This window comes from Stenotrophomonas sp. Steno-Z10-HUANG (assembly GCF_056393075.1).
Map to the genome: position 1 here is coordinate 139665 of NZ_JBWJPA010000002.1, position 20436 is coordinate 160100.

The following is a 20436-nucleotide window of genomic DNA, read 5'->3' on the forward strand; positions in this document are numbered from 1 at the left end:
AATGAAAGCAACGATCTGGCACAACAACCGCTGTTCGAATTCGCGCGGCGCGCTGGCCCTGCTGCAGCAGGCCGGCGCCGACATCGAGGTCATCGACTACCTGGCCACGCCGCCCGACCCGGCCACCCTGCGCCAGCTGCTCGATGAGATGGGCATCCCCGCGCGCGCGCTGCTGCGCAGCAAGGAGCCCGCCTATGCCGAACTGGGGCTGGCCGACCGGCTCGACGACGAGGCGGCGCTGGTCGAGGCGATGGCGATGCACCCGGCGCTGATCAACCGGCCGATCGTGCGCACGCCCAAGGGCACCGCGCTGTGCCGCCCGCCGGAGACGGTGCGCACGCTGCTGTAGTCCTCGCGGGCACGCGCCGGCAACGGCGCAGGCCTCCGCGGCGGCGGGCAATGCCGCCGCCTGCCGCCAGCGCGCGCCCTGCACCCGGCAGGGCCGGGCTTGTGGCCCTTCGCCGGGTACAGGCAGAATCGCGCGGCCCCTCGACAGGAAGTCCGCGCATGGCCCGACCGCACCGCTCCTTCTTCGCCCACGCGTCCGCGCTGCTGGGGCTGCTGAGCCTGATGGCGGTGGCCTGCTTCCACTTTCCCGAACTGCTGACCAGCCGCGAGTTCCGCGCCGTCTACAACGAACAGTTCGCCCGCCACCTGCTGCTGGTCGGCCTGGCCGCCGCGTTCGTGCTGGGCACGCTGGCCATCCTGCGCGACCGCAACAAGCGCATCGCCACGATCGGCGTCGGCAGCGCGACCCTCGCGGTGTTGCTGGGCGGCACCAACGTGCAGTTCGACGCGATCGGACAAACCCCTTATTCGCTGGGACTGGACTGGTTCGTGCTGTCGCTGTTCTTCTCGGCGCTGGTGTTCGTGCCGCTGGAGCGTTACCTGGGCAAGCGCATGCTGTCGCCGCTGCGCCCGGGCTGGCGCACCGACGTGGCCTATTTCTTCATGAGCCACGTGCTGGTGCAGTTCATCCTGATCTTGGTCACCGCCTCCACCTCCACCCTCGCCGGGCTGGCCGCGTTCCCGGCGCTGAAGGCGGCGATCCAGTCGCTGCCGGTCTGGGCACAGTTCCTGATCGCGGTGTTCGTGGCCGACATGGCGCAGGCGCTGCTGCACCGCGCGTACCACAACATCCCGTGGCTATGGCGCTTCCACGCCGTGCACCATTCCAGCCGGCACATGGACTGGCTGGCCGGCTCGCGCATCCATATCGTCGAGATCGTGATGACCCGCAGCGCGGTGCTGCTGCCACTGCTGGTGCTGGGCTTCTCGACCCCGGCGGTGAACGCCTACGTGATCCTGGTCGGGCTGCAGGCGGTGCTGGCCCATGCCAACCTCGGGCTCCGCTTCGGCTGGCTGGAATACCTGGTGGTGCTGCCGCGCTATCACCACTGGCACCACGCCCGGCAGCGGGAATACGTGGACGTGAACTACGCCATCCACCTGCCGCTGGTGGACATGCTGATGGGCACCTTCAAGCTGCCGCGCGACCCGGCGCAGTGGCCGCAGGAGTACGGCGTGATGAAACTGGAAACGGTGCCCAAGGGCATCGTGCGCCAGCACCTGATGCCGTTCCAGGGCGGCCGCAAATTCGACGACTACGTGGATTGAGCCGCTCCCGGCAGGCCCGTGCCCGGCAGCGCGCCCACATGGGCGGGCAACGGCCGCGGCGCGGGTTCAGGTCCAGTCGCTGATACCCTCGCGGCGGTAGACCTCGGCCAGCGCGGGGCGGTCCTTCATCCGCCGCGCATGCGCGGCCAGCACCGGCCAGGCGTCGCTCGGGCACGGCATGTTGCGCGACCAGCGCATCAGCATGGTCATCATGAAGTCCACCACCGAGAGCTGCGCGCCGAGCATGTACGGCCCCTCGTCCTGCAGGTGATCGGCCACCTGCTGCCAGGCCGCCTCCAGCTGCACCCGGGCACGCCCCTTCACCGCGTCGATGTTGCCCTCGCCGGCCGGTTCATGCGGATAGAACCACGCCCGGTAGGCCGGCATCAGGGTGTAGACGCAGAAACACATCCAGCGGTAGTACGCGCCGCGCGCCGCGGTGCCGGGGGCCGGCGCCAGGCCCGCCTGCGGGTGCAGGTCGGCCAGGTGCATGGCGATGGCGGCCGACTCGGTCAGCACCTGGCCATCAATCAGCAGCGTCGGCACCCGGCCGGCCGGATTGATCGCCAGGTAACCGGGCGACTTCTGCTCGCGCCGCTCGAAATCGAGCTGGTGCAGCTCATGCTCGATGCCCAGTTCGATCAACAACCAGTGCACCACCAGTGAAGCGGTACTTTGCGATCCATACAGGACGACGGACATGCGGCTCTCCCTGGCAGTGGTGCGCCATCTTAGCGTCGCCGCGGCCGCCGCGCCGCGACTGCCCCCCGCCCGCCCAGGCCCGCGGCGGCGGGTGGCCGCTCAGTTGCAGCCGGCCATGCAGCTGTTCAGCCGCTCGCCGCAGACCGCGGCCGCCGAGCGGTTCTGGCAGAACGCCTGCGAGGTCTGGCAGGCGCCGCGCAGTTCGGGGTTGGTGATCGTGTCGCACTGGTTGTCGCGGCTGGCCTGGCCGCAATCGCCGTAGCCGCGTGGATTGGCGTTGCAGCGCTGATAGGCGCTCTGGCAGTGGTTCACGCATGCGGCCGGGTCGTCGCGCGGTGGATCGCGCCACCCGCCGTCACTGGAGCACCCCGCCATCAGCAGGGTGACGCCCACCCGCACCGCCCACAGCCCTTTACGCATGTCTGCACGCCTCAAAGAGAAACGGCCCGAGCATACGCCCGGGCCGCTTCGAAGACACCGCCAGGGCGGCCGCACCTTACTCCACGACCACCGGGATCTTGCCGATGCGGGCCTGCCATTCGCGCGGGCCGGTGGTGTGCACCGACTCGCCGGTGGAATCGACCGCCACCGTCACCGGCATGTCCTGCACGGTGAACTCGTAGATCGCCTCCATGCCCAGGTCGGCGAACCCGACCACCTTCGAGGCCTTGATCGCCTTGGACACCAGGTAGGCCGAACCGCCGACCGCCATCAGGTACGCCGACTTGTTGTCGCGGATCGCGTCGATCGCGGCCGGGCCGCGCTCGGCCTTGCCGACCATGCCCAGCAGGCCGGTCTGCTCCAGGATCTGGCGGGTGAACTTGTCCATGCGGGTCGCCGTGGTCGGGCCGGCCGGGCCCACCACCTCGTCGCGCACCGGATCGACCGGGCCGACGTAGTAGATGAAGCGGCCCTTCAGGTCCACCGGCAGCGGCTCGCCCCTGTTGAGCATGTCGACCATGCGCTTGTGCGCGGCGTCGCGGCCGGTCAGCAGCTTGCCGTTGAGCAGCAGGGTCTGGCCCGGCTTCCAGCTGGCCACTTCTTCCGGGGTGATGGTGTCCAGGTCGACGCGGGTGCCCTTGGAGGCGTCGTAGGTGATCTGCGGCCAGTCTTCCAGCGACGGCGGATCCAGCATCACCGGGCCGCTGCCGTCCAGGGTGAAGTGCGCGTGGCGGGTGGCGGCGCAGTTCGGGATCATCGCCACCGGCAGGTTGGCGGCGTGGGTCGGGTAGTCCTTGACCTTGATGTCCAGCACCGTGGTCAGGCCGCCCAGGCCCTGCGCGCCAATGCCCAGCGCGTTGACCTTGTCGTACAGCTCCAGGCGCAGCTCCTCGGCACGGTTGGACGGGCCGCGGGCCTTGAGCTCGTTGATGTCGATCGGCTCCATCAGCGCCTCCTTGGCCAGCAGCATCGCCTTCTCGGCGGTGCCGCCGATGCCGATGCCGAGCATGCCCGGCGGGCACCAGCCCGCGCCCATGGTCGGCACGGTCTTGAGCACCCAGTCGACGATGGAGTCGGACGGGTTGAGCATGGCGAACTTGCTCTTGGCCTCCGAACCGCCGCCCTTGGCCGCGACGATCACCTCCACGGTGTCACCAGGCACGACCTTGACGTTGACCACGCCCGGGGTGTTGTCCTTCGTATTGGTGCGCTTGCCGGCCGGGTCGGCCAGCACCGAAGCGCGCAGCTTGTTGTCCGGGTAGGCGTAGGCGCGGCGGATGCCCTCGTTGGCCATGTCCTCCACACCCATGGTGGCGTCGTCCCAGCGCACGTTCATGCCGATTTCCAGGAACACGGTGACGATGCCGGTGTCCTGGCAGATCGGGCGGTGGCCCTCGGCGCACATGCGCGAGTTGATCAGGATCTGCGCCATCGCCTCCTTCGCCGCCGGCGACTCCTCGCGCTCGTAGGCCGCGGCCAGGTTCTTGATGTAGTCGACCGGGTGGTAGTACGAGATGTACTGCAGCGCGTCGGCGATGGACTGGATGAGGTCTTCCTGCTTGATCGATGTCACGGCTTGCTCGAGGCTGGCGGGGGTTGAGCCGGGCATTTTACGCCCTGCCATCCATGGCGGGCGCCCTGCGGGCCATCGCCGCGCGATGTTGGAAACCGCTCCCGGCGGTTTCCTGTCCGCCCTGCGGGCCATGGCGGCTCTGCAACGCACCGTCCGCGGCCGCCGGCCGGCCGGTGAGGCAAAGTAACCGCTCCCGCTGTCACGCCGGCGCGCGCTGCCGCGTCCTTGCCGCATGGACATGACCGACACCTTCCAGCACCACCGCCCGCGCCTGCTGGCGCTGGCCTACCGCCTGCTCGGCAGCCGCGCCGACGCCGAGGACGTGGTCCAGGACGCCTGGCTGCGCTGGGCCGGGGCCGATGCCACCGCCATCGCTGATCCGCAGGCCTGGCTGGTCACCGCCACCACCCGGCTCGGCCTGGACCGGCTGCGCGCGGCCACGCGCCAGCGCCTGGACTACGTGGGGCCCTGGCTTCCCGAACCGCTGCACATCGCCGCCGACCTTCCACCCGCACCCGATCCCGCCCAGGTCCACGCCCTGGCCGAGGACGTGTCGCTGGCCTTCCTGGCCCTGCTCGAGCAGCTTGGCCCGGAGGAGCGCGCTGCCTTCCTGCTCAAGGAGGCGTTCGACCACGACTATGCGGTCATCGCCGGCCTGCTCGGCCACAGCGAAGCCAACTGCCGCCAGTTGGTGCACCGCGCGCGCAGGCGCCTGCAGGAAGGGCGGCCGCGCTTCTGCGCCGATGCCGGCCAGCACCGGCGGCTGCTGGCGCGGTTCATGGAGGCCTCGCAGCAGGGCGACAACGCCGCCATCCAGGCCCTGCTGCACGCCAACGCGCAGCTGATCTCCGACGGCGGCGGGGTGGTCACCGCGGCGATCCGGCCGCTGCTCGGCGCCGAGCGCATCGGCCAGCTGTTCTGGGCCATCGCGCGCCGCGGCAGCGCCCATCCGGCGCGTCTGGGCAGCGTCAACGGCGAGCCGGCGATCCTGCGTTTCGAGGGCGACCACCTGCATTCGGTCACCACCATCGTGGTCGATGGCGACCGCATCGCGCGCATCTACAGCGTGCTCAACCCGCACAAACTGCGCGCCCTTGTCACGGCCGGCGACGCGGGCGCGTCCTTGCAATGAAGGCGGCCACTGCCGACCGCCAACTGGAACCCCTCACGATGAGCAGCACTTCCCCCCGCGTTCCCTACACCCGCCTGGCCGCCGATGCGTTCAAGGCCCTGCTGGCGACCAGCCAGGCCGTGCACTCGGCGTCGCTGGAGCACGACCTGCTGGAACTGGTGTTCCTGCGCGTCTCGCAGATCAACGGCTGCGGCTACTGCATGGACATGCACGCCACCTCGCTGCGCAAGGCCGGGATCGAGCCGCGCAAGCTGGACACCCTGCCGGCCTGGCACGAAAGCCGCTTCTTCGACGAACGCGAGCGCGCCGCGCTGGGCTGGGCCGAAGCCCTGACCCGCCTGCCCGACGGCGCACCGTCGCAGGCTGCGTTCGACGCGCTGGCGCCGCATTTCGATGCCAAGGGCATCAGCGACCTGAGCATGGCCGTGGCCGTCATCAATGCCTGGAACCGTCTCGGCGCCGGCCTGCTGCCGCCGCTGCCCTGACCGGCCCCGGCCGCTTCCCGCGGAGGGGCGGCGCTTCCGCCCGCGCCCCCTGCCGATGGCCGCCGCCGGCGGCAGGCCGCACAATACCGCCGCATGGGAACCCTGGTACTGATCCTCGACCTCATCGGCACCTTCGTCTTCGCCCTGTCCGGGGCGACGATGGGGGTACGCCGGCGGCTGGACATCTTCGGCGTGCTGGTGCTGTCGTTCGCTGCTGCATTGGCCGGTGGCATCACCCGTGACCTGCTGATCGGCGCCACCCCGGTGGCGGCGATCAGCGACTGGCGCTACCCGGCCATCACCCTGGCCGCTGGCATCGTGACCTTTTTCTGGGCGCCGCTGATCGAACGCCTGCAGTACCCGGTGCGCATGTTCGACGCGATGGGCCTGGCGCTGTTCGCGGTGGCCGGCACGCAGAAGGCGCTGGCCTTCGGCATCGCCCCGCCGATGGCCGCAGCGCTGGGCATGCTCACCGGCATCGGCGGCGGCATCGCCCGCGACGTGCTGCTGGCGCAGGTACCGCTGGTGCTGCAGGCCGAGCTGTACGCCGTGGCCGCGCTGGCCGGCGCCGCGGTGGTGGCGCTCGGCTACTGGCTCGGGCTGCCGCCGCTGCCGTGTGCGCTGGCCGGCGCCGGCCTGTGCTTCGGGCTGCGGATGATGGCCATGCACTATGGCTGGCACCTGCCGGTCGCGCTGCAGTCCTCCGACCCGCCGCCGCCGGAAGGCCCACGCCGCTGAGGTGACGGCGCGCTCACGCCGCCTGCGCCATGGTGGAACCCCCTTCCCGCAGGAGACGGCCATGGCCGCGGAACGTTCCGATACGCTGATCGGTGACGAAGTAGTGCGCACGCTGGGTGCCCAGGGCCGTTTTTCGCAGGTGCTGGTACAGGTCAGCGAGGGCCACGTCACGCTCTCCGGCGACGTACCCGACGCGGCGACCAGGCGGCAGGTGGAAGCCACGGTGGCGGCGATCGACGGCGTCCGCGGCGTACGCAGCCACCTCAACATCGACAGCGGCAGCCATTCCTTCGGCCCGCACGGCCGTGCGGTGCGCGACGACCCGGACGGCGATGGTGCCGCGCACGGCGGCGCCACCGGCCAGGACGGGAACGGCTGAACCCCGGCGGCAACGGTTAACCTGAGCCGGCCCCCTCGCACGAGCCCCGCATGCCGCCCGCGTCGCCCGCTTCCGCCTCCGGCAAACGCCCCAGTTTCCGCGAGCGCATGAACGCCATGCGCAACCTGCCGCCGTTCCTGCGGCAGGTATGGCAGACCAGCCCGGGGTTGACCCTGGCCAGCCTGTGCCTGCGCCTGCTGCGCGCGCTGCTGCCGGTGGCGATGCTGTACGTCGGCAAGCTGATCATCGACGAGGCGGTGCGCCTGGCCGGCGCCGGTGCCATGCCGCCACTGGGCGAGGCGCTGGCCAGCGGCCAGCTGGACACGCTGCTGGAGCTGCTGGCACTGGAGCTGGGCATCGCCATCGCCTCGGACCTGTTGGGGCGGGTGGTCAGCTATGCCGACACCCTGTTGTCGGAGCTGTTCACCAACGCCACCAGCGTGCGCCTGATGGAACACGCCGCCGAACTGGACCTGGAGGATTTCGAGGACCCGGAGCTGCAGGACAAGCTCGACCGCGCCCGGCGCCAGACCATGGGCCGCATGAACCTGATGAGCCAGTTGCTCGGGCAGGCGCAGGACATGGTCACCGTGATCAGCTTCGCCGCCGGCCTGGTCGCCTATGCGCCGTGGCTGATCGCCCTGCTGGCGCTGGGGCTGGTGCCGGCGTTCCTGGGCGAGTCGCACTTCAACACGCTGGGCTATTCGCTCAACTACAGCTGGACCCCGGAGCGGCGCCAGCTCGACTACCTGCGCCAGGTCGGCGCCAGCGTGGAAACCGCCAAGGAGGTGAAGATCTTCAACCTCCACCGGTTCCTGATCGACCGCTACAAACTGCTGGCCGGGCGCTTCTACCAGGCCAACCGCAGGCTGGCGCGCAAGCGTGCGCTCTGGGGCACGGTGCTGGCGGCGCTGGGCACGCTGGGCTACTACGCCGCCTATGCCTACATCGCCTGGCGCACGATCCGCGGCGATTTCAGCATCGGCGACCTGACCTTCCTGTCCGGCAGCTTCCTGCGCCTGCGGCAGCTGCTGGAAGGCCTGTTGACCGGCTTTTCGCAGGTCGCCGGGCAGGCGCTGTACCTGGACGACCTGTTCTCGTTCTTCGCCATCGAGCCGGAAATCCGCTCACGCCCGGATGCGCTGCCGGTGCCGCGCCCGATCCGCCAGGGATTCGTGTTCGAGAACGTGGGCTTCCGCTATCCCGATGCCGAGCGCTGGGCGGTGCGGCATCTCGATTTCCAGCTCAGGGCCGGCGAGGTGATCGCCCTGGTCGGCGAGAACGGCGCCGGCAAGACCACCCTGGTCAAGCTGCTGGCACGGCTCTACGACCCGGACGAAGGCCGCATCCTGCTCGACGGGCGCGACCTGCGCGACTACGACCTGGACGACCTGCGCGCCAACATGGGGGTGATCTTCCAGGATTTCGTGCGCTACCACCTGACGGCGGGCGAGAACATCGGCGTCGGCCAGGTCGATGCGATGCCGGACACGGCGCGCATCCGCGATGCCGCGCGGCGGGCGCTGGCCGACGAGGTGATCGATGCCCTGCCCGAAGGGTATGGGCAGTTGATCGGCCGCCGCTTCAAGAACGGCGTGGACCTGTCCGGCGGCCAATGGCAGAAGATCGCCATCGCCCGCGCCTACATGCGCGACGCGCAGGTGATGATCCTGGACGAACCCACCGCGGCGCTGGACGCGCGCGCCGAGTTCGAGGTGTTCCAGCGCTTCAAGGAGCTATCCGAACAGCGCACCGCGGTGCTGATCTCGCACCGCTTTTCCTCCGTGCGCATGGCCGACCGGATCCTGGTGCTGGCCGACGGCCGCATCGAGGCCAGCGGCACCCATGCCGAACTGATGGCCCAGGGCGGGCGCTACGCCGAACTGTTCGAGCTGCAGGCCGCCGGTTACCGCTGAGCGCGCGCAGCGCGCCGGCGCCCCTGCCGGCAGCAGCGCCCCCCGCCGGCAGGGGCGACAAACGGTCGCATTACGGCCGCCCGGGGGCGGTTTGCTAGAATGTGCAGGTTTACATCCCCCCGAAGAATCCCGGCATGTCTTCCGCTTACGGCACCGAAACGGTGCTTGAAGTCCGTCATTGGACGGACGCCTACTTCAGCTTTTCCACCACCCGTGACAATGGCTTCCGCTTCGAGAACGGCCAGTTCGTGATGATCGGCCTGGAAAACGAGGGCGGCCGGCCGTTGATGCGCGCCTACTCCATCGCCAGCGCCAACTGGGAAGAGCAACTGCACTTCTTCAGCATCAAGGTGCAGGACGGCCCGCTCACCTCGCGGCTGCAGCACCTCAAGCCCGGCGACACCATCCTGGTCGGCAAGAAGCCCACCGGCACCCTGCTGATCTCCGACCTGCACCCCGGCAAGCACCTGTACCTGCTGGGTACCGGCACCGGCCTGGCGCCGTGGCTGAGCATCGTCAAGGACCCGGAGACCTACGAGCGCTTCGAGAAGGTCATCGTCTGCCATGGCGTGCGTTACGAGCGCGACCTGGCCTACCGCGAGTACTTCGAGAAGGCGCTGTTCGAGGACGAGATCCTCGGCGACATCGTCCGCGACAAACTGCTGTACTACCCGGCGGTCACGCGCGAGCCGTTCCGCAACCAGGGCCGCCTGACCACGCTGATCGAAACCGGCGAGATGCCGCGCACGCTGGGCCTGCCGGCGTTCGACCCGGCCAACGACCGCTTCATGATCTGCGGCAGCCCGCAGATGCTGGCCGACCTGCGCACGGTGCTGGACGCACGCGGCTTCGAGGTCTCGCCGCGGATCGGTTCGCCGGGGCACTACGTGTTCGAGCGCGCGTTCGTGGAGAAGTGAGGCTGTAGGGAATTCACCGACAGCCGGCGCCTTTGAAGCGTCCTGTCGATCGTTTAACGTACCGGCCGGATCACGAAGATCCGGCCGTTTTCTTTACAGGACACAGTTCATGGATCCAGTCGCTTCACGCAGCAGCTTCATCGACCGACAGCGCACCGTGCTGCTTGAAGAACTGGCCCAGTGCCGGCAACGCCTCGACAGCGCCAAGCAGGCGCTCGGCACTGCCTACCCTGCCGCCTGCCAGGCCGCCCAGGCCATGCGCCCGGCATTCGAGCAGGGCCTGGCGCAGGCCCGCCGCGACGCGCTGCAGGCTGCGCGCAAGGGCACTCTGGGCCCGGCGCTGAGCCTGAAGGCGGCGCTGGGCACCGGTGGCTTCCGGCTGCTGGTTTGGCTGGGCCTGCTCGGCAGCCTGCTGCTGTACTTCCAGCTCAGCCAGATCTTCACTTTGTACAGCTATCGCTTCCCGTTCCCGGTGAGCCTGCTGTTCGGCCTGTGCGCCGTGGTGCCGCCGGCGCTGCCGCTGTACGCCGCGCTGGTGTGGCTGGGCCGGCGCCGGCTGGTACGACGCAACGCCGCCCCGGTGCTGGCCTCGATCGACGAACTGGGCAAGCGCCAGCTGCAGCTGAACGCCTTCGGCAGGAAGCATGAGGACGGCCGCGCGCATCCCTACCCGGTGGTGCGCGCACCGGCACCGTCGGCGGAGAAGCTGGGCATCAGCTGGCAGCTGGCCGACAAGCACGACAATTCCCACGCGGTGATGGTCGGCCTGGGTACCGACATCGCCGCCGACAAGGACCCGGACATCTTCATCCGGTTGCCGCTCAACGGCCATCCAGGCGGTTTCGTACGGGTCCGTGCCGAAGTCGACGGCCACCGTGCCGTCTGGGAGCCGCTGGCCGCCACGCTGGCGCCGCTGCTGGCGCCGTTCGCCCCGGCCATCGTCGAGCTGCAGCAGCTCAGCGCGCCGCACGAACGCGAGCAGCAGGTGCTGCAGTCGCTGCTCACCCGCCTGGGTTCGCTGGACAAGATGGAAGCCAACTGGCAGGACGTGGCCATTCCCGAGGCGACCCTGGAGCAGGTGGTCAAGCTGGTGGACCGGTTCGCCGCCGGCCAGCCGCCGCTGCCCAAGGGCATGCTGCTGTGGGGCCCGCCGGGTACCGGCAAGACCCTGATCGCGCGCAAGCTGGCCCGGCACGTGGACTGCAACTTCGTCGCCGTCACCATCGCCGACCTGAAGGGCGAGCACATCGGCCACACCGGCCCCAAGGTCAAGAAGCTGTGGGAGCAGGCGCGCGCCAAGGGGCCGACGATCCTGTTCGTGGACGAGTGCGAAAGCGCGTTCGCGCGCCGCGGCAGCCGCGACACCGACAATTTCGGCAACGAGCTGGTGCAGACCTTCATCGCCGAATGGGACGGTTTCAACCAGGGCGGTGGCAACGTGCTGGTGATCGGCGCCACCAATCGCCGCGAACTGATCGACGATGCGGTGCTGTCGCGCTTCACCGTGTCCATCGAGCTGCCGGCCCCGGACGCGACCGCGCGCGAGCGCATCCTGCAGGCGGAGTTCGGCAAGGCGCAGCTGGCGCTGCCGGTGACCGAGGCGCTGGTGCGCGAGACCAGCGGCATGTCGGGGCGCGACCTGTCCACGCTGGTGACCAGCGTGGTCTCCACCCACCCGGCCGGGCGCCCGACGGCGGAGGATTTCAGTGCCGCCATCGCGCGCCTGCGCGGCAAGAATTCGACCTCGGTGCAGGCGCTGGGCTGGGACGACGTGATCCTGCCCGCCTCCACCCGCGCCGAGTTCGAAAGCCTGGGCAAGGAGCTGCTGCACGCCGAGGAACTGGCGCGGATGAACATCCCGGTGCCGCGCGGCATCCTGCTCTATGGCCCGCCGGGCACCGGCAAGACCCAGATCGCACGCGTGCTGGCCAGCCAGTCCGGGCTGTCGTTCATCGCCGCGTCCTCCACCGAGGTGAAGGGCCAGTTCCTCGGCGACGGCGGCGCACGGGTCAAGCAGCTGTTCGAGAAAGCGCGCGCGCAGGCACCGTGCATCGTGTTCCTGGACGAAATCGACACCATCGCCCCGCCACGCGGCGGCGAAGGTTCGGACAAGCTCAACGCCGAGATCGTCGCACAGCTGCTGCAGGAGCTGGATGGCGTGGGCACCCGCCAGGGCCAGGTGTTCCTGCTGGCCGCCAGCAACCACCCCGATGCCATCGACAGCGCGCTGCTCTCGCGCCTGGAGCGGAAGATCCGGATCGGCCTGCCCGACGCCGGGGCGCGTGCCGCCATCCTGCGCCTGCAGCTGGCCGGCAAACCGCTGGACTTCGCCGTCGACGAGGTGGTGGATGCGCTGGCCGCGGCCACCGAAGGCCGCTCCGGGCGCGACCTGCAATCGCTGGTCACCGCCGCCACCCGTCGCGCCCTGCAACGGGCGATGGCGGAGGATGGCGACCCGACCCGCACCCGGCTGCAGCACCAGGACCTGCTGGAAGCCGCCGGCGACGCGACGCCGGCCTGAGCGGCCGGCGGCTCAGCCCAGCGCCGCCCGGACATCGCCTTCCAGCGACTCCGGGCGCGCGGTGGGCGCATAGCGGGCGATCACCCGGCCGTCGCGCCCGACCAGGAACTTGCTGAAATTCCACTTGATCGCGGCGATTCCCAGCGCGCCGCGCTTCTCGCGCTGCAGCCAGCGCCACAGCGGGTGCGCGCCGGCGCCGTTGACCTGCAGTTTGGCCGACATCGGGAAGCTGACCCCGTAATCGAGGCTGCAGAACGCCTGGATCGCGGCCGCGTCGCCCGGCTCCTGGTGGCCGAACTGGTCGCAGGGGCAGCCCAGCACCACCAGCCCCTGCGCCGCGTACTGGCGCCACAGCCGCTCCAGCCCCGCGTACTGCGGGGTGAAGCCGCAGCGCGAGGCGGTATTGACCACCAGCAGCACCTTGCCGGCGTAGGCAGACAGCGGCAACGGCGTGCCGTCCAGGGCGGTGAGTTCGAAATCGGTGGCAACGGTCACGGCAGGCTCCAGGCGGAGCTCCAGCGTACGCCATTCGCCGGCATGGCTTTGCAGCAGCAGGCATTCCGCCGCAACCCTGCCATTCGACACACCCGCCGGCGGGGCCGCCGGGTTACCCTGAAGGTTCAGCATTTTTCCGGAGTTTCCGACCTTGAACACCCGTCTTGCCCTCGCCCTGGCCGTGTCCCTGGGCGTCGCCCTGCCGGCCTACAGCCTGGCCGCGAACGCCGCCACCGGGCAAACCGCCCAGCAGGCCAACCCGTTCTTCGCCGAGAGTCCGCTGCCCCTGCACTACCCGCAGTTCGACAAGATCAAGGACGCCGATTTCGCCCCCGCCTTCGACGCCGGCATGAAGCAGCAGCTCGAGGAAGTGGAGGCCATCGCCAACAACCCGGCGCCGCCGACCTTCGACAACACCCTGATCGCGCTGGAAAAGAGCGGCGCCATCCTCGACCGCGCCACCACCGTGTTCTTCTCGCTGATCGGCGCCGACACCAATGACGCGCGCAAGCAGCTGCAGGCCGACTACTCGGCCCGCTTCGCCGCCCACAGCGACGCGATCAACCTCAACGGCAAGCTGTTCGCGCGCATCGAGACCCTCTACAACAACCGCGCCAAGCTCGGCCTGGACGCCGAAGGCCTGCGCCTGGTCGAGAAGTACCACGACAACTTCGTGCGTGCCGGCGCCAAGCTGTCCGACGCGGACAAGGCCAAGCTCAAGGACATGAACGCCGAGCTGGCGCGGCTGGGCACCAAGTTCAGCCAGAACGTGCTGGCCGAGGTCAACGCCTCCTACATCGTGGTCGACGATGCCAAGCAGCTCGATGGCCTGTCGGCCGAGCAGATCGCCGCCGCCGCCGAAGCCGCCAAGGCGCGCAAGCTCGACGGCAAGTACGTCATCGCCCTGCTCAACACCACCGGGCAGCCGGCGCTGACCAACCTGACCAACCGCGACCTGCGCCGCCGCATCTACGAGGCGTCGGTGTCGCGCGGCAGCAAGGGCGGCGAATACGACAACACCGCGCTGGTCTCGCGGATCATGACCCTGCGCGCGCAGAAGGCCGCGCTGATGGGCTTCGCCAACTACGCCGCCTATGGCCTGGGCAACCAGACCGCCAAGACCCCGGAAGCGGTCAACGCCATGCTCGGCCAGCTGGCCCCGGCCGCCGTGGCCAACGCCAAGCGCGAAGCCGCCGACCTGCAAGCGATGATCGACGCCGAGCAGAAGGCCGCCGGCAAGCCGGGCTTCGAGCTGCAGCCGTGGGACTGGGCCTTCTACAGCGAGAAGGTGCGCCAGGCCAAGTACAACTTCGACGAATCCCAGCTCAAGCCCTATTTCGAGCTGAAGAACGTGCTGGAGAACGGCGTGTTCTTCGCCGCCGGCAAGGAGTTCGGGCTGAGCTTCAAGCAGCGCACCGACCTGCCGGTGTACCACGACGACGTCACCGTCTATGACGTGTTCGACGCCGACGGCAGCCAGCTGGCGATCTTCATCTTCGACCCATACGCGCGCGAGTCCAAGCGCGGCGGTGCGTGGATGAACGCCTACGTATCGCAGTCGGGCCTGACCGGCGACAAGCCGGTGGTGGCCAACCACCTGAACATCCCCAAGCCGCCGGCCGGCAAGCCCACGCTGCTGACCTGGGACGAGGTGACCACCACGTTCCATGAGTTCGGCCACGCCCTGCACGGCATGTTCTCCAACGTGAAGTACCCCTACTTCTCGGGCACCGCGGTGCCGCGCGACTTCGTCGAGTTCCCGTCGCAGGTGAACGAGATGTGGGCCGACGAACCGACCATCCTGGCCAACTACGCCAAGCACTACCAGAACGGCTCGGCGATGCCGCAGGCGCTTCTGGACAAGGTGATCGCCGCGTCCAAGTTCAACCAGGGCTTCGCCACCACCGAGTACCTCGGCGCGGCCATGCTGGACCAGAGCTGGCACCAGATCGGCGTCGACCAGGTCCCGGCCCCGCAGGACGTGGTCAAGTTCGAGCACGAGGCGCTGGTCAAGGACGGCATCTACTACGCGCCGGTGCCGCCGCGCTACCGCACCACGTACTTCAGCCACATCATGGGCGGCTATTCGGCCGGCTACTACGCCTACATCTGGTCCGAGGTGCTCGACGCCAACACCCAGAAGTGGTTCCGCGACAACGGCGGCCTGTCGCGCGCCAACGGCGACCATTTCCGCAAGACCCTGCTGTCGCGCGGTGGCAGCGTCGATGCGATGGAACTGTTCCGCAACTTCGCCGGCCACGAGCCGCAGATCGGGCCGCTGCTGGAGAAGCGTGGCCTGACCGGCGCCGAAGGCAAGTAAGCCCTCCTGCCGCGCTCCGCGCAAAGCCGCCCGGTCCGCCGGGCGGCTTTGTTTTTGCCGCGCTGCTGGCACGCCGATGACCGCGGCGGCGGGGAGCGCGCCGGGGGCGGCTAGCGTGGGGCGACGTACCCGCCCGCCACCCCGCGCGGCGACAGCACCAGCTGCCACAGCTGCGCATGGCGGGTCCGGAAGCTCGCCATCGAGGCCGCCAGGTAGAAGCGCCACATGCGCCGGAAACGCTCGTCATAGCGCGGATCCAGCTGCTCCCACGCCGCCTCCACGTTGTCCCGCCATGCCTGCAGCGTACGGTCGTAGTCGGTGCCGAAGTTGTGCCAGTCCTCGAGCACGAACAGCCCTTCCATCGCCGCGGTGATCTGCGCGGCCGAGGGCAGCATCGAGTTGGGAAAGATGTAGCGCGCGATCCACGGGTCGGTGCGCTCGCGGCTGACATTGCTGCCGATGCTGTGCAGCAGGAACAGCCCGTCCTCGCGCAGGCAGCGTTGCGCCACCTCGAAGTAGCCGCGGTAGTTCTTGACCCCGACATGCTCGAACATGCCCACCGACAGGATCGCGTCGAACGGTTCGTCCAGCTCGTGGTAGTCCTGCAGGCGGATCTCCAGCGGCAGGCCGGCGCACAGTCCGCGGGCGAACTCGGCCTGTTCCCGGGAGATGGTGATGCCCACGCCTTCCACGCCATGGTGCTGCGCGGCGTATTTCAGCGCTTCGCCCCAGCCGCAGCCGATGTCCAGCACGCGCATCCCGGGGCGCAGGCCGAGCTTGCGGCAGATCAGGTCGAGCTTGGCCGCCTGCGCGTCATCGAGGTTGCCGGCGTCGCGCCAGTAGCCGCAGCTGTAGACCAGGCGCTTGCCGAGCATGGCCCGGTACAGGTCGTTGCCGAGGTCGTAGTGGCGCTTGCCGACCTCATAGCTGCCCTGCCCGGCCTGCAGGTTGAACAGCCGTGCCTTGAGTGCGTCCCAGACCTCGCCGCCACCATGCACGCGCTCGTCCAGCCGCGCCTCCAGCAGGTGGGCCAGGAACGCGTCGAGCGAACGCGCCCGCCACCAGCCGTCCATGTAGCTCTCGCCCAGGCCCAGCGAGCCGTCGGCCAGCACCCGCGCGTGGAAGCGCGGGTCGAGGATGTCGATGTCCTGCGGGCGTCCCCCGCCGGGGGTGATGCCCGCCTCGTGCAGCAGTGCCTCGACGCGTCGTTGCAGCCCTGCATCCATCGCTGGCCTCCACGGTTCAGGGGTGTGCGAACAGCTCCCGGTAACCGGCGGCCACGTGCGGCAACAGCACGGACGCCGGAACGTCCACGGTCTGGGTGCCGTCCGAGTATGGACCGACCTGGTAGGGAGGGAACACGAAGCGCAGCGCGGCGATGCGCCCGGCGGCGTCCATCACCGGTTCGAACTGCGCGAAGTTGGCGGCATCGGCGGTGGTGCCCTGGTCGATCATCTTGGACAGGTTGCGCACCTGCGCCTGCTGCTCTTCCGGGGTCATGTCCTCGCCCTGGGCGCGGACCATCGCCTGCTCCAGCAGCTTGTCGCGGGTGTAGTCGCTGACCGCCTGCCAGCCCCTGGGCGAATCGACCAGCGCCTGCGCGGTCAGCAGTTCCTGCCGTTCCGGCAGCCAGACGAAGCGCGCCACCAGCGGCTGCCCGTGCGCGCCGCCGGTATAGCTGCTGCCTTCGGCCGACACCGCCACCACCTTCGGGGTGTTCACGGCCATATCGAAGGCCAGCGACAGTTCGTAGGGCGCGGTAGGGGTGTCGTTGCCAAGCTCGTCCACCGCCTTGAGCAGCTCGGACCGGGCATGCTCGGCATAGTCGGACAGGGCCTTGGCAAGACCGGGGTAGGCGTTGGCGGCAGGCGGGTAGCTGATGCCCAGCACGTAGCGGGCATTGGTGTCGATCACGTCATGCAGCTCCACCGCCACCGGCGCGGCATCGGCAGGTGCCTCCGCCACCGGCGCCGCGTCCGGCGCGGCCACCGGTGCCTGCGCCTCGTGTTTCCCGCATCCTGCCATCGCCAGTGCGATCAATGCCGCCGCACAGGCTCCCTGTCCCGACCTTTTCATGTCCTTTCCCTTGTGGATGGATCGCGCGGCTCCACCCGGAGCCGCGTCCGCCGCGGATTATCCCAGCAGGTCCGCATATTCTCCATGACGCTGCATGAAGGCCACCGCATAGCTGCACTCGGGGATCACCTTGAGGCCGGCCGCGCGCGCATGCGCCAGTGCCGCCCGGGTCAACCACGCGGCGATGCCGCGGCCGCCGATGGCGCCGGGCACGCCGGTATGGGTGATCACCATCGCGTCGCCGCGCCGCAGGTAATCGAGTACCGCCGGGTGGCCGTCGACGACCACGCTGAAGCGGTACGCGGCGGCATCGTGCGCCACCGGCGGAAGCGCGGTGTCATCATGGCTCATGGCAGGGCTCGCTGGACGGGGTAGCCCATTGTGCCGCGGTCACGCGCCGGTGTGACGTGAAAGGCGCGGCGCACCGCCGCGGGACGTCACTTTCCGACCGGCCACCCGGCGCCCAGCGGCCGGTCGCCCTTCGCCACGCGCGGGCGGAGCGGCTGGCACGCGGTTTGCTGCGGGACGTGGACGTTTTTCCGCTCGCCGTCCCATGCCCGTACCGTTCGACGCTTCGCACCCGCTGCCCCCCGACGACCCCGATGCACTGCTGCTTGAAGGCCTGTTCCAACTGGCTTTCAACGGCGAGACCCAGGGCTGGGAGTTCAAGAAGATCGACGAGGAAGTGCACGCCCGCCTGCTGGCGGCCTACGCCGCCTAGTACGGCCGGCCGCGGCCGGTGCTGGCCACGGCCCCGCCTGGGCCCTGCCCCGGTGACGGCGCCGCACCGTCCCGGGCCGGTGGCGCTGCGCGTCAGCGCCCGAAGCGCGGGTTCATCAGCTGCTCCAGGAACACCTGCAGCACCTGCGGTTCCATGAACAGCATGAACATCACCCCGAACGCGGCACCGGCCAGGTGCGCGCTGTGGTTGACGTTGTCGTTGCCGCGCTTGTCCATCCAGATGCTGTAACCGACGTAGAACACCCCGTAGAGGATGGCCGGCGCCGGAATGAAGAACACGAAGATCAGCGACCACGGGGAAATCAGGATGAAGGCGAACAGCACCGCCGACACCGCGCCGGACGCGCCCAGGCTCAGGTAGTTCGGGTTCTTCTGGTTCTTCAGGTAGCTGGGCAGGATCGAGACCACCAGCGCCGCCACGTAGAACAGCGGGTAGGTCCACCAGTTGCCGGTGACGCGCAGCATGATCTGTTCGATCAGCCGCCCGAAGAAGAACAGCGTGACCATGTTGAACAGCAGGTGGGCGAAATCGGCATGGATGAAGCCGTAGGTCACCAGCCGGTCGTACTGGCGATGGCGGTCCACCGCCGGCGGCCACAGGATCAGCCGGTCGGCGAGCTTGCGGTTGCTGAAGGCCAGCCACGAGACCAGGCTGGTGACGGCGATCAGCAACAGGGTTATCGGTCCTTGCATGGTCAGGCTGCCCGGTAGTTGTCGACCATCCTGTAGCGGCGTGCGTACAGGCCGAACGCCAGGGCCGCGACGAACGCGAAGCCGGCGAAGAAGAACATCAGGAACGCCGCCTCGCTCAACCCGGTGCCGGCGATGCGCGCGGTCACCGTGTCGTTGCGCACCGCCGCGTTGGACAGCAGCACCCACAGGTTGCCGATGGTGGTGGTCAGGTTCCAGAAGCTCATGACCACGCCCTTCATCGACGCCGGGGCCTGGCTGTAGGCGAACTCCAGGCCGGTGGCCGACACCAGCACCTCGCCGAAGGTCAGCAGCGCATAGGGCAGGATCTGCCAGAAGATGGACAACGCGTCGCCGCCGTCCATCGCCACCTGCAGGCCGCCCACCACCACCCAGGCCAGGCCGCTGAAGGCGATGCCGGCGGTCATGCGCCGCAGCGCGGTCGGCTCGAAGCCGAAGCGACGCAGCATCGGGTACAGCACCAGGTTGTTGAACGGAATCAGGATCATCACCAGCAGCGGGTTGATCGCCTGCATCTGCGAGGCGGTGAACCAGGCCGGCATGGTCATCTGCTGGCCCTGCAGCACCCAGGTCGAGGCCTTCTGGTCGAACAGCGAGAAGAACGGTGTGGTCAGGGCGAAGATCACCAGCACCTTGAGCACCGAGCGCACGCCTTCCACCGCGCTGTCCGGATGCGCGCCGCGGGCGCGGTCCAGCTGCAGCATGGTGCCGCCGCCGATGCCGGCCAGCAGTGCCACCAGCGCCAGGCACAGGTAGATCACCACGCCCAGCCCGCCTTCATGCAGCCCGCCCAGGGTCAGCGCCGCCAGCACCAGCGCCCACAACGCCAGCGCGATGCCGGCCAGCGCCACCAGCAGCCCGGCATTGCCCTGCCCCGGTGCGCGCGCCAGCAGCGCGGTGCGCACCACGTTGGCGAACGAATGCGGGTCCTTCGGCGGCAACGGCACCAGCACGTAGCGCCTGCGCCCCAGCCAGAACACGAACGTGGCGATGAACATCAGGATGCCGGGGATGCCGAACGCCCACTGCGGACCCAGGTTCTTCAGCGCCAGCGGGATCAGCAGCGAGGCGAACAGCGAACCGAAGTTGATGATCCAGTAGAAGGCATCGAAGACGATCTTGGCCAGGTGCTTGTTGCCCTGGTCGAACTGGTCGCCCATGAACGAGGCCACCAGCGGCTTGATGCCGCCGGCACCGAGCGCGATCAGGCCCAAGCCGAGGAAAAAGCCCTCGCGGCTGTTCTCGAACAGCGCCAGGCACAGGTGGCCGGCGCAGTAGACCAGGCTGAACCAGAGGATGGTGCGGTACTTGCCGAAGAAGCGGTCGGCCAGCCAGCCACCGAGCAGCGGGAAGAAATACACGCCGATCATGAAGCTGTGCATGATGTCCTTGGCCTCGCCGGCACGGCCGTCGGCGGTCAACTCCTGCAGCAGCAGCGAGGTGATCAGGAACTGCACCAGGATGTTGCGCATCCCGTAGAAGCTGAAGCGCTCGCAGGCTTCATTGCCGATGATGTAGGGAATCTGGCGGGGCATGCCGGCCTTGCCGGCGGGGGCTGCTGCCACGTCGTTGCTCGTCATCTGTAAGGCGATCCTGCGAATGCAAAGGGGGCAAGGGTAACGCAAGCGGCCGCCCGCGCGCGCGCGGCAGCGCACGACGCCGCGCCTGCACG

General features: G+C 69.1%; 20 protein-coding genes. 11 read left to right on the plus strand and 9 right to left on the minus strand.

Annotation, left to right across the window (positions count from 1 at the left end; all coding sequences use genetic code 11):
- Position 1: 1 nt before the first annotated feature.
- Positions 2 to 349 carry an arsenate reductase (glutaredoxin) gene (gene arsC, locus AC06E6_RS03600; protein ID WP_104938745.1) on the plus strand — a complete coding sequence of 116 codons (348 nt, stop codon included), beginning with the start codon at positions 2 to 4 and terminating at the stop codon, positions 347 to 349.
- Between the two features lie 158 nt (positions 350 to 507).
- Positions 508 to 1617 (plus strand): sterol desaturase family protein, encoded by a 1110-nt coding sequence (locus tag AC06E6_RS03605; RefSeq protein WP_161614399.1) that lies wholly within the window; start codon positions 508 to 510, stop codon positions 1615 to 1617.
- Between the two features lie 66 nt (positions 1618 to 1683).
- On the opposite strand, the gene AC06E6_RS03610 is transcribed toward AC06E6_RS03605, so the two are convergent.
- From AC06E6_RS03610 to AC06E6_RS03620, 3 genes are all read right to left on the minus strand, one after another.
- Entirely contained in the window at positions 1684 to 2319 is a 636-nt protein-coding gene (locus AC06E6_RS03610) for a glutathione S-transferase family protein (protein ID WP_104938743.1), read from the minus strand.
- Between the two features lie 99 nt (positions 2320 to 2418).
- Entirely contained in the window at positions 2419 to 2739 is a 321-nt protein-coding gene (locus AC06E6_RS03615) for a hypothetical protein (protein ID WP_240212730.1), read from the minus strand.
- A 76-nt stretch (positions 2740 to 2815) separates the two neighbouring features.
- On the minus strand, positions 2816 to 4333 hold the full coding sequence (locus AC06E6_RS03620) for a fumarate hydratase (protein WP_161614397.1): 1518 nt from the start codon (positions 4331 to 4333) through the stop codon (positions 2816 to 2818).
- Positions 4334 to 4565: 232 nt separating this feature from the next.
- Here AC06E6_RS03620 and AC06E6_RS03625 point away from each other — a divergent pair, with 232 nt between their 5' ends.
- The 7 genes from AC06E6_RS03625 (at position 4566) to AC06E6_RS03655 (ending at position 12421) form a co-directional block, all read left to right on the plus strand.
- The gene (locus AC06E6_RS03625; RefSeq protein ID WP_240212728.1) at positions 4566 to 5465 is read left to right on the plus strand and encodes an RNA polymerase sigma-70 factor; all 900 of its coding nucleotides are present in this window, start codon (positions 4566 to 4568) and stop codon (positions 5463 to 5465) included.
- Between the two features lie 38 nt (positions 5466 to 5503).
- Positions 5504 to 5950 (plus strand): carboxymuconolactone decarboxylase family protein, encoded by a 447-nt coding sequence (locus tag AC06E6_RS03630; protein ID WP_240212727.1) that lies wholly within the window; start codon positions 5504 to 5506, stop codon positions 5948 to 5950.
- A gap of 93 nt (positions 5951 to 6043) precedes the next feature.
- Positions 6044 to 6688, plus strand: coding sequence for a trimeric intracellular cation channel family protein (locus AC06E6_RS03635; RefSeq protein ID WP_240212726.1), 645 nt, complete (start codon positions 6044 to 6046; stop codon positions 6686 to 6688).
- Positions 6689 to 6749: 61 nt separating this feature from the next.
- Positions 6750 to 7067 (plus strand): BON domain-containing protein, encoded by a 318-nt coding sequence (locus AC06E6_RS03640; protein WP_240212725.1) that lies wholly within the window; start codon positions 6750 to 6752, stop codon positions 7065 to 7067.
- 50 nt (positions 7068 to 7117) lie between these two features.
- The gene (locus AC06E6_RS03645; RefSeq protein WP_478060365.1) at positions 7118 to 8983 is read left to right on the plus strand and encodes an ABC transporter ATP-binding protein; all 1866 of its coding nucleotides are present in this window, start codon (positions 7118 to 7120) and stop codon (positions 8981 to 8983) included.
- A gap of 134 nt (positions 8984 to 9117) precedes the next feature.
- Complete coding sequence (locus AC06E6_RS03650; protein WP_161614391.1) at positions 9118 to 9900, plus strand: ferredoxin--NADP reductase; 783 nt, start codon at positions 9118 to 9120, stop codon at positions 9898 to 9900.
- A 109-nt stretch (positions 9901 to 10009) separates the two neighbouring features.
- Positions 10010 to 12421: an AAA family ATPase gene (locus AC06E6_RS03655; RefSeq protein WP_478060366.1), complete on the plus strand. Its 2412-nt coding sequence runs from the start codon at positions 10010 to 10012 to the stop codon at positions 12419 to 12421.
- A 12-nt stretch (positions 12422 to 12433) separates the two neighbouring features.
- Here the strand turns inward: AC06E6_RS03655 and AC06E6_RS03660 are convergent, their stop codons facing one another.
- Positions 12434 to 12916 carry a glutathione peroxidase gene (locus AC06E6_RS03660; RefSeq protein ID WP_478060367.1) on the minus strand — a complete coding sequence of 161 codons (483 nt, stop codon included), beginning with the start codon at positions 12914 to 12916 and terminating at the stop codon, positions 12434 to 12436.
- Positions 12917 to 13067: 151 nt separating this feature from the next.
- On the opposite strand from AC06E6_RS03660, the gene AC06E6_RS03665 reads away from it, so the two are divergent.
- Positions 13068 to 15236, plus strand: coding sequence for a M3 family metallopeptidase (locus AC06E6_RS03665; protein ID WP_240212722.1), 2169 nt, complete (start codon positions 13068 to 13070; stop codon positions 15234 to 15236).
- A gap of 110 nt (positions 15237 to 15346) precedes the next feature.
- Here the strand turns inward: AC06E6_RS03665 and cfa are convergent, their stop codons facing one another.
- The 3 genes from cfa to AC06E6_RS03680 are packed head-to-tail and all read right to left on the minus strand — an operon-like array spanning position 15347 to position 17663.
- Entirely contained in the window at positions 15347 to 16462 is a 1116-nt protein-coding gene (gene cfa / locus AC06E6_RS03670; RefSeq protein ID WP_240212721.1) for a cyclopropane fatty acyl phospholipid synthase, read from the minus strand.
- 16 nt (positions 16463 to 16478) lie between these two features.
- Positions 16479 to 17312: a DUF3298 and DUF4163 domain-containing protein gene (locus tag AC06E6_RS03675; protein ID WP_104938731.1), complete on the minus strand. Its 834-nt coding sequence runs from the start codon at positions 17310 to 17312 to the stop codon at positions 16479 to 16481.
- Between the two features lie 57 nt (positions 17313 to 17369).
- A complete protein-coding gene (locus AC06E6_RS03680) occupies positions 17370 to 17663 on the minus strand; it encodes a GNAT family N-acetyltransferase (RefSeq protein ID WP_478060368.1) in 294 nt (97 codons plus the stop codon).
- A 202-nt stretch (positions 17664 to 17865) separates the two neighbouring features.
- Here AC06E6_RS03680 and AC06E6_RS03685 point away from each other — a divergent pair, with 202 nt between their 5' ends.
- Positions 17866 to 18033 (plus strand): hypothetical protein, encoded by a 168-nt coding sequence (locus AC06E6_RS03685; protein WP_202626399.1) that lies wholly within the window; start codon positions 17866 to 17868, stop codon positions 18031 to 18033.
- 92 nt (positions 18034 to 18125) lie between these two features.
- Here AC06E6_RS03685 and AC06E6_RS03690 read toward each other — a convergent pair whose 3' ends face one another.
- Positions 18126 to 18746 (minus strand): rhomboid family intramembrane serine protease, encoded by a 621-nt coding sequence (locus AC06E6_RS03690; RefSeq protein WP_104938730.1) that lies wholly within the window; start codon positions 18744 to 18746, stop codon positions 18126 to 18128.
- A 2-nt stretch (positions 18747 to 18748) separates the two neighbouring features.
- Positions 18749 to 20344 (minus strand): POT-type proton-dependent oligopeptide transporter, encoded by a 1596-nt coding sequence (locus AC06E6_RS03695; RefSeq protein WP_104938729.1) that lies wholly within the window; start codon positions 20342 to 20344, stop codon positions 18749 to 18751.
- Between the last annotated feature and the right edge of the window lie 92 nt (positions 20345 to 20436).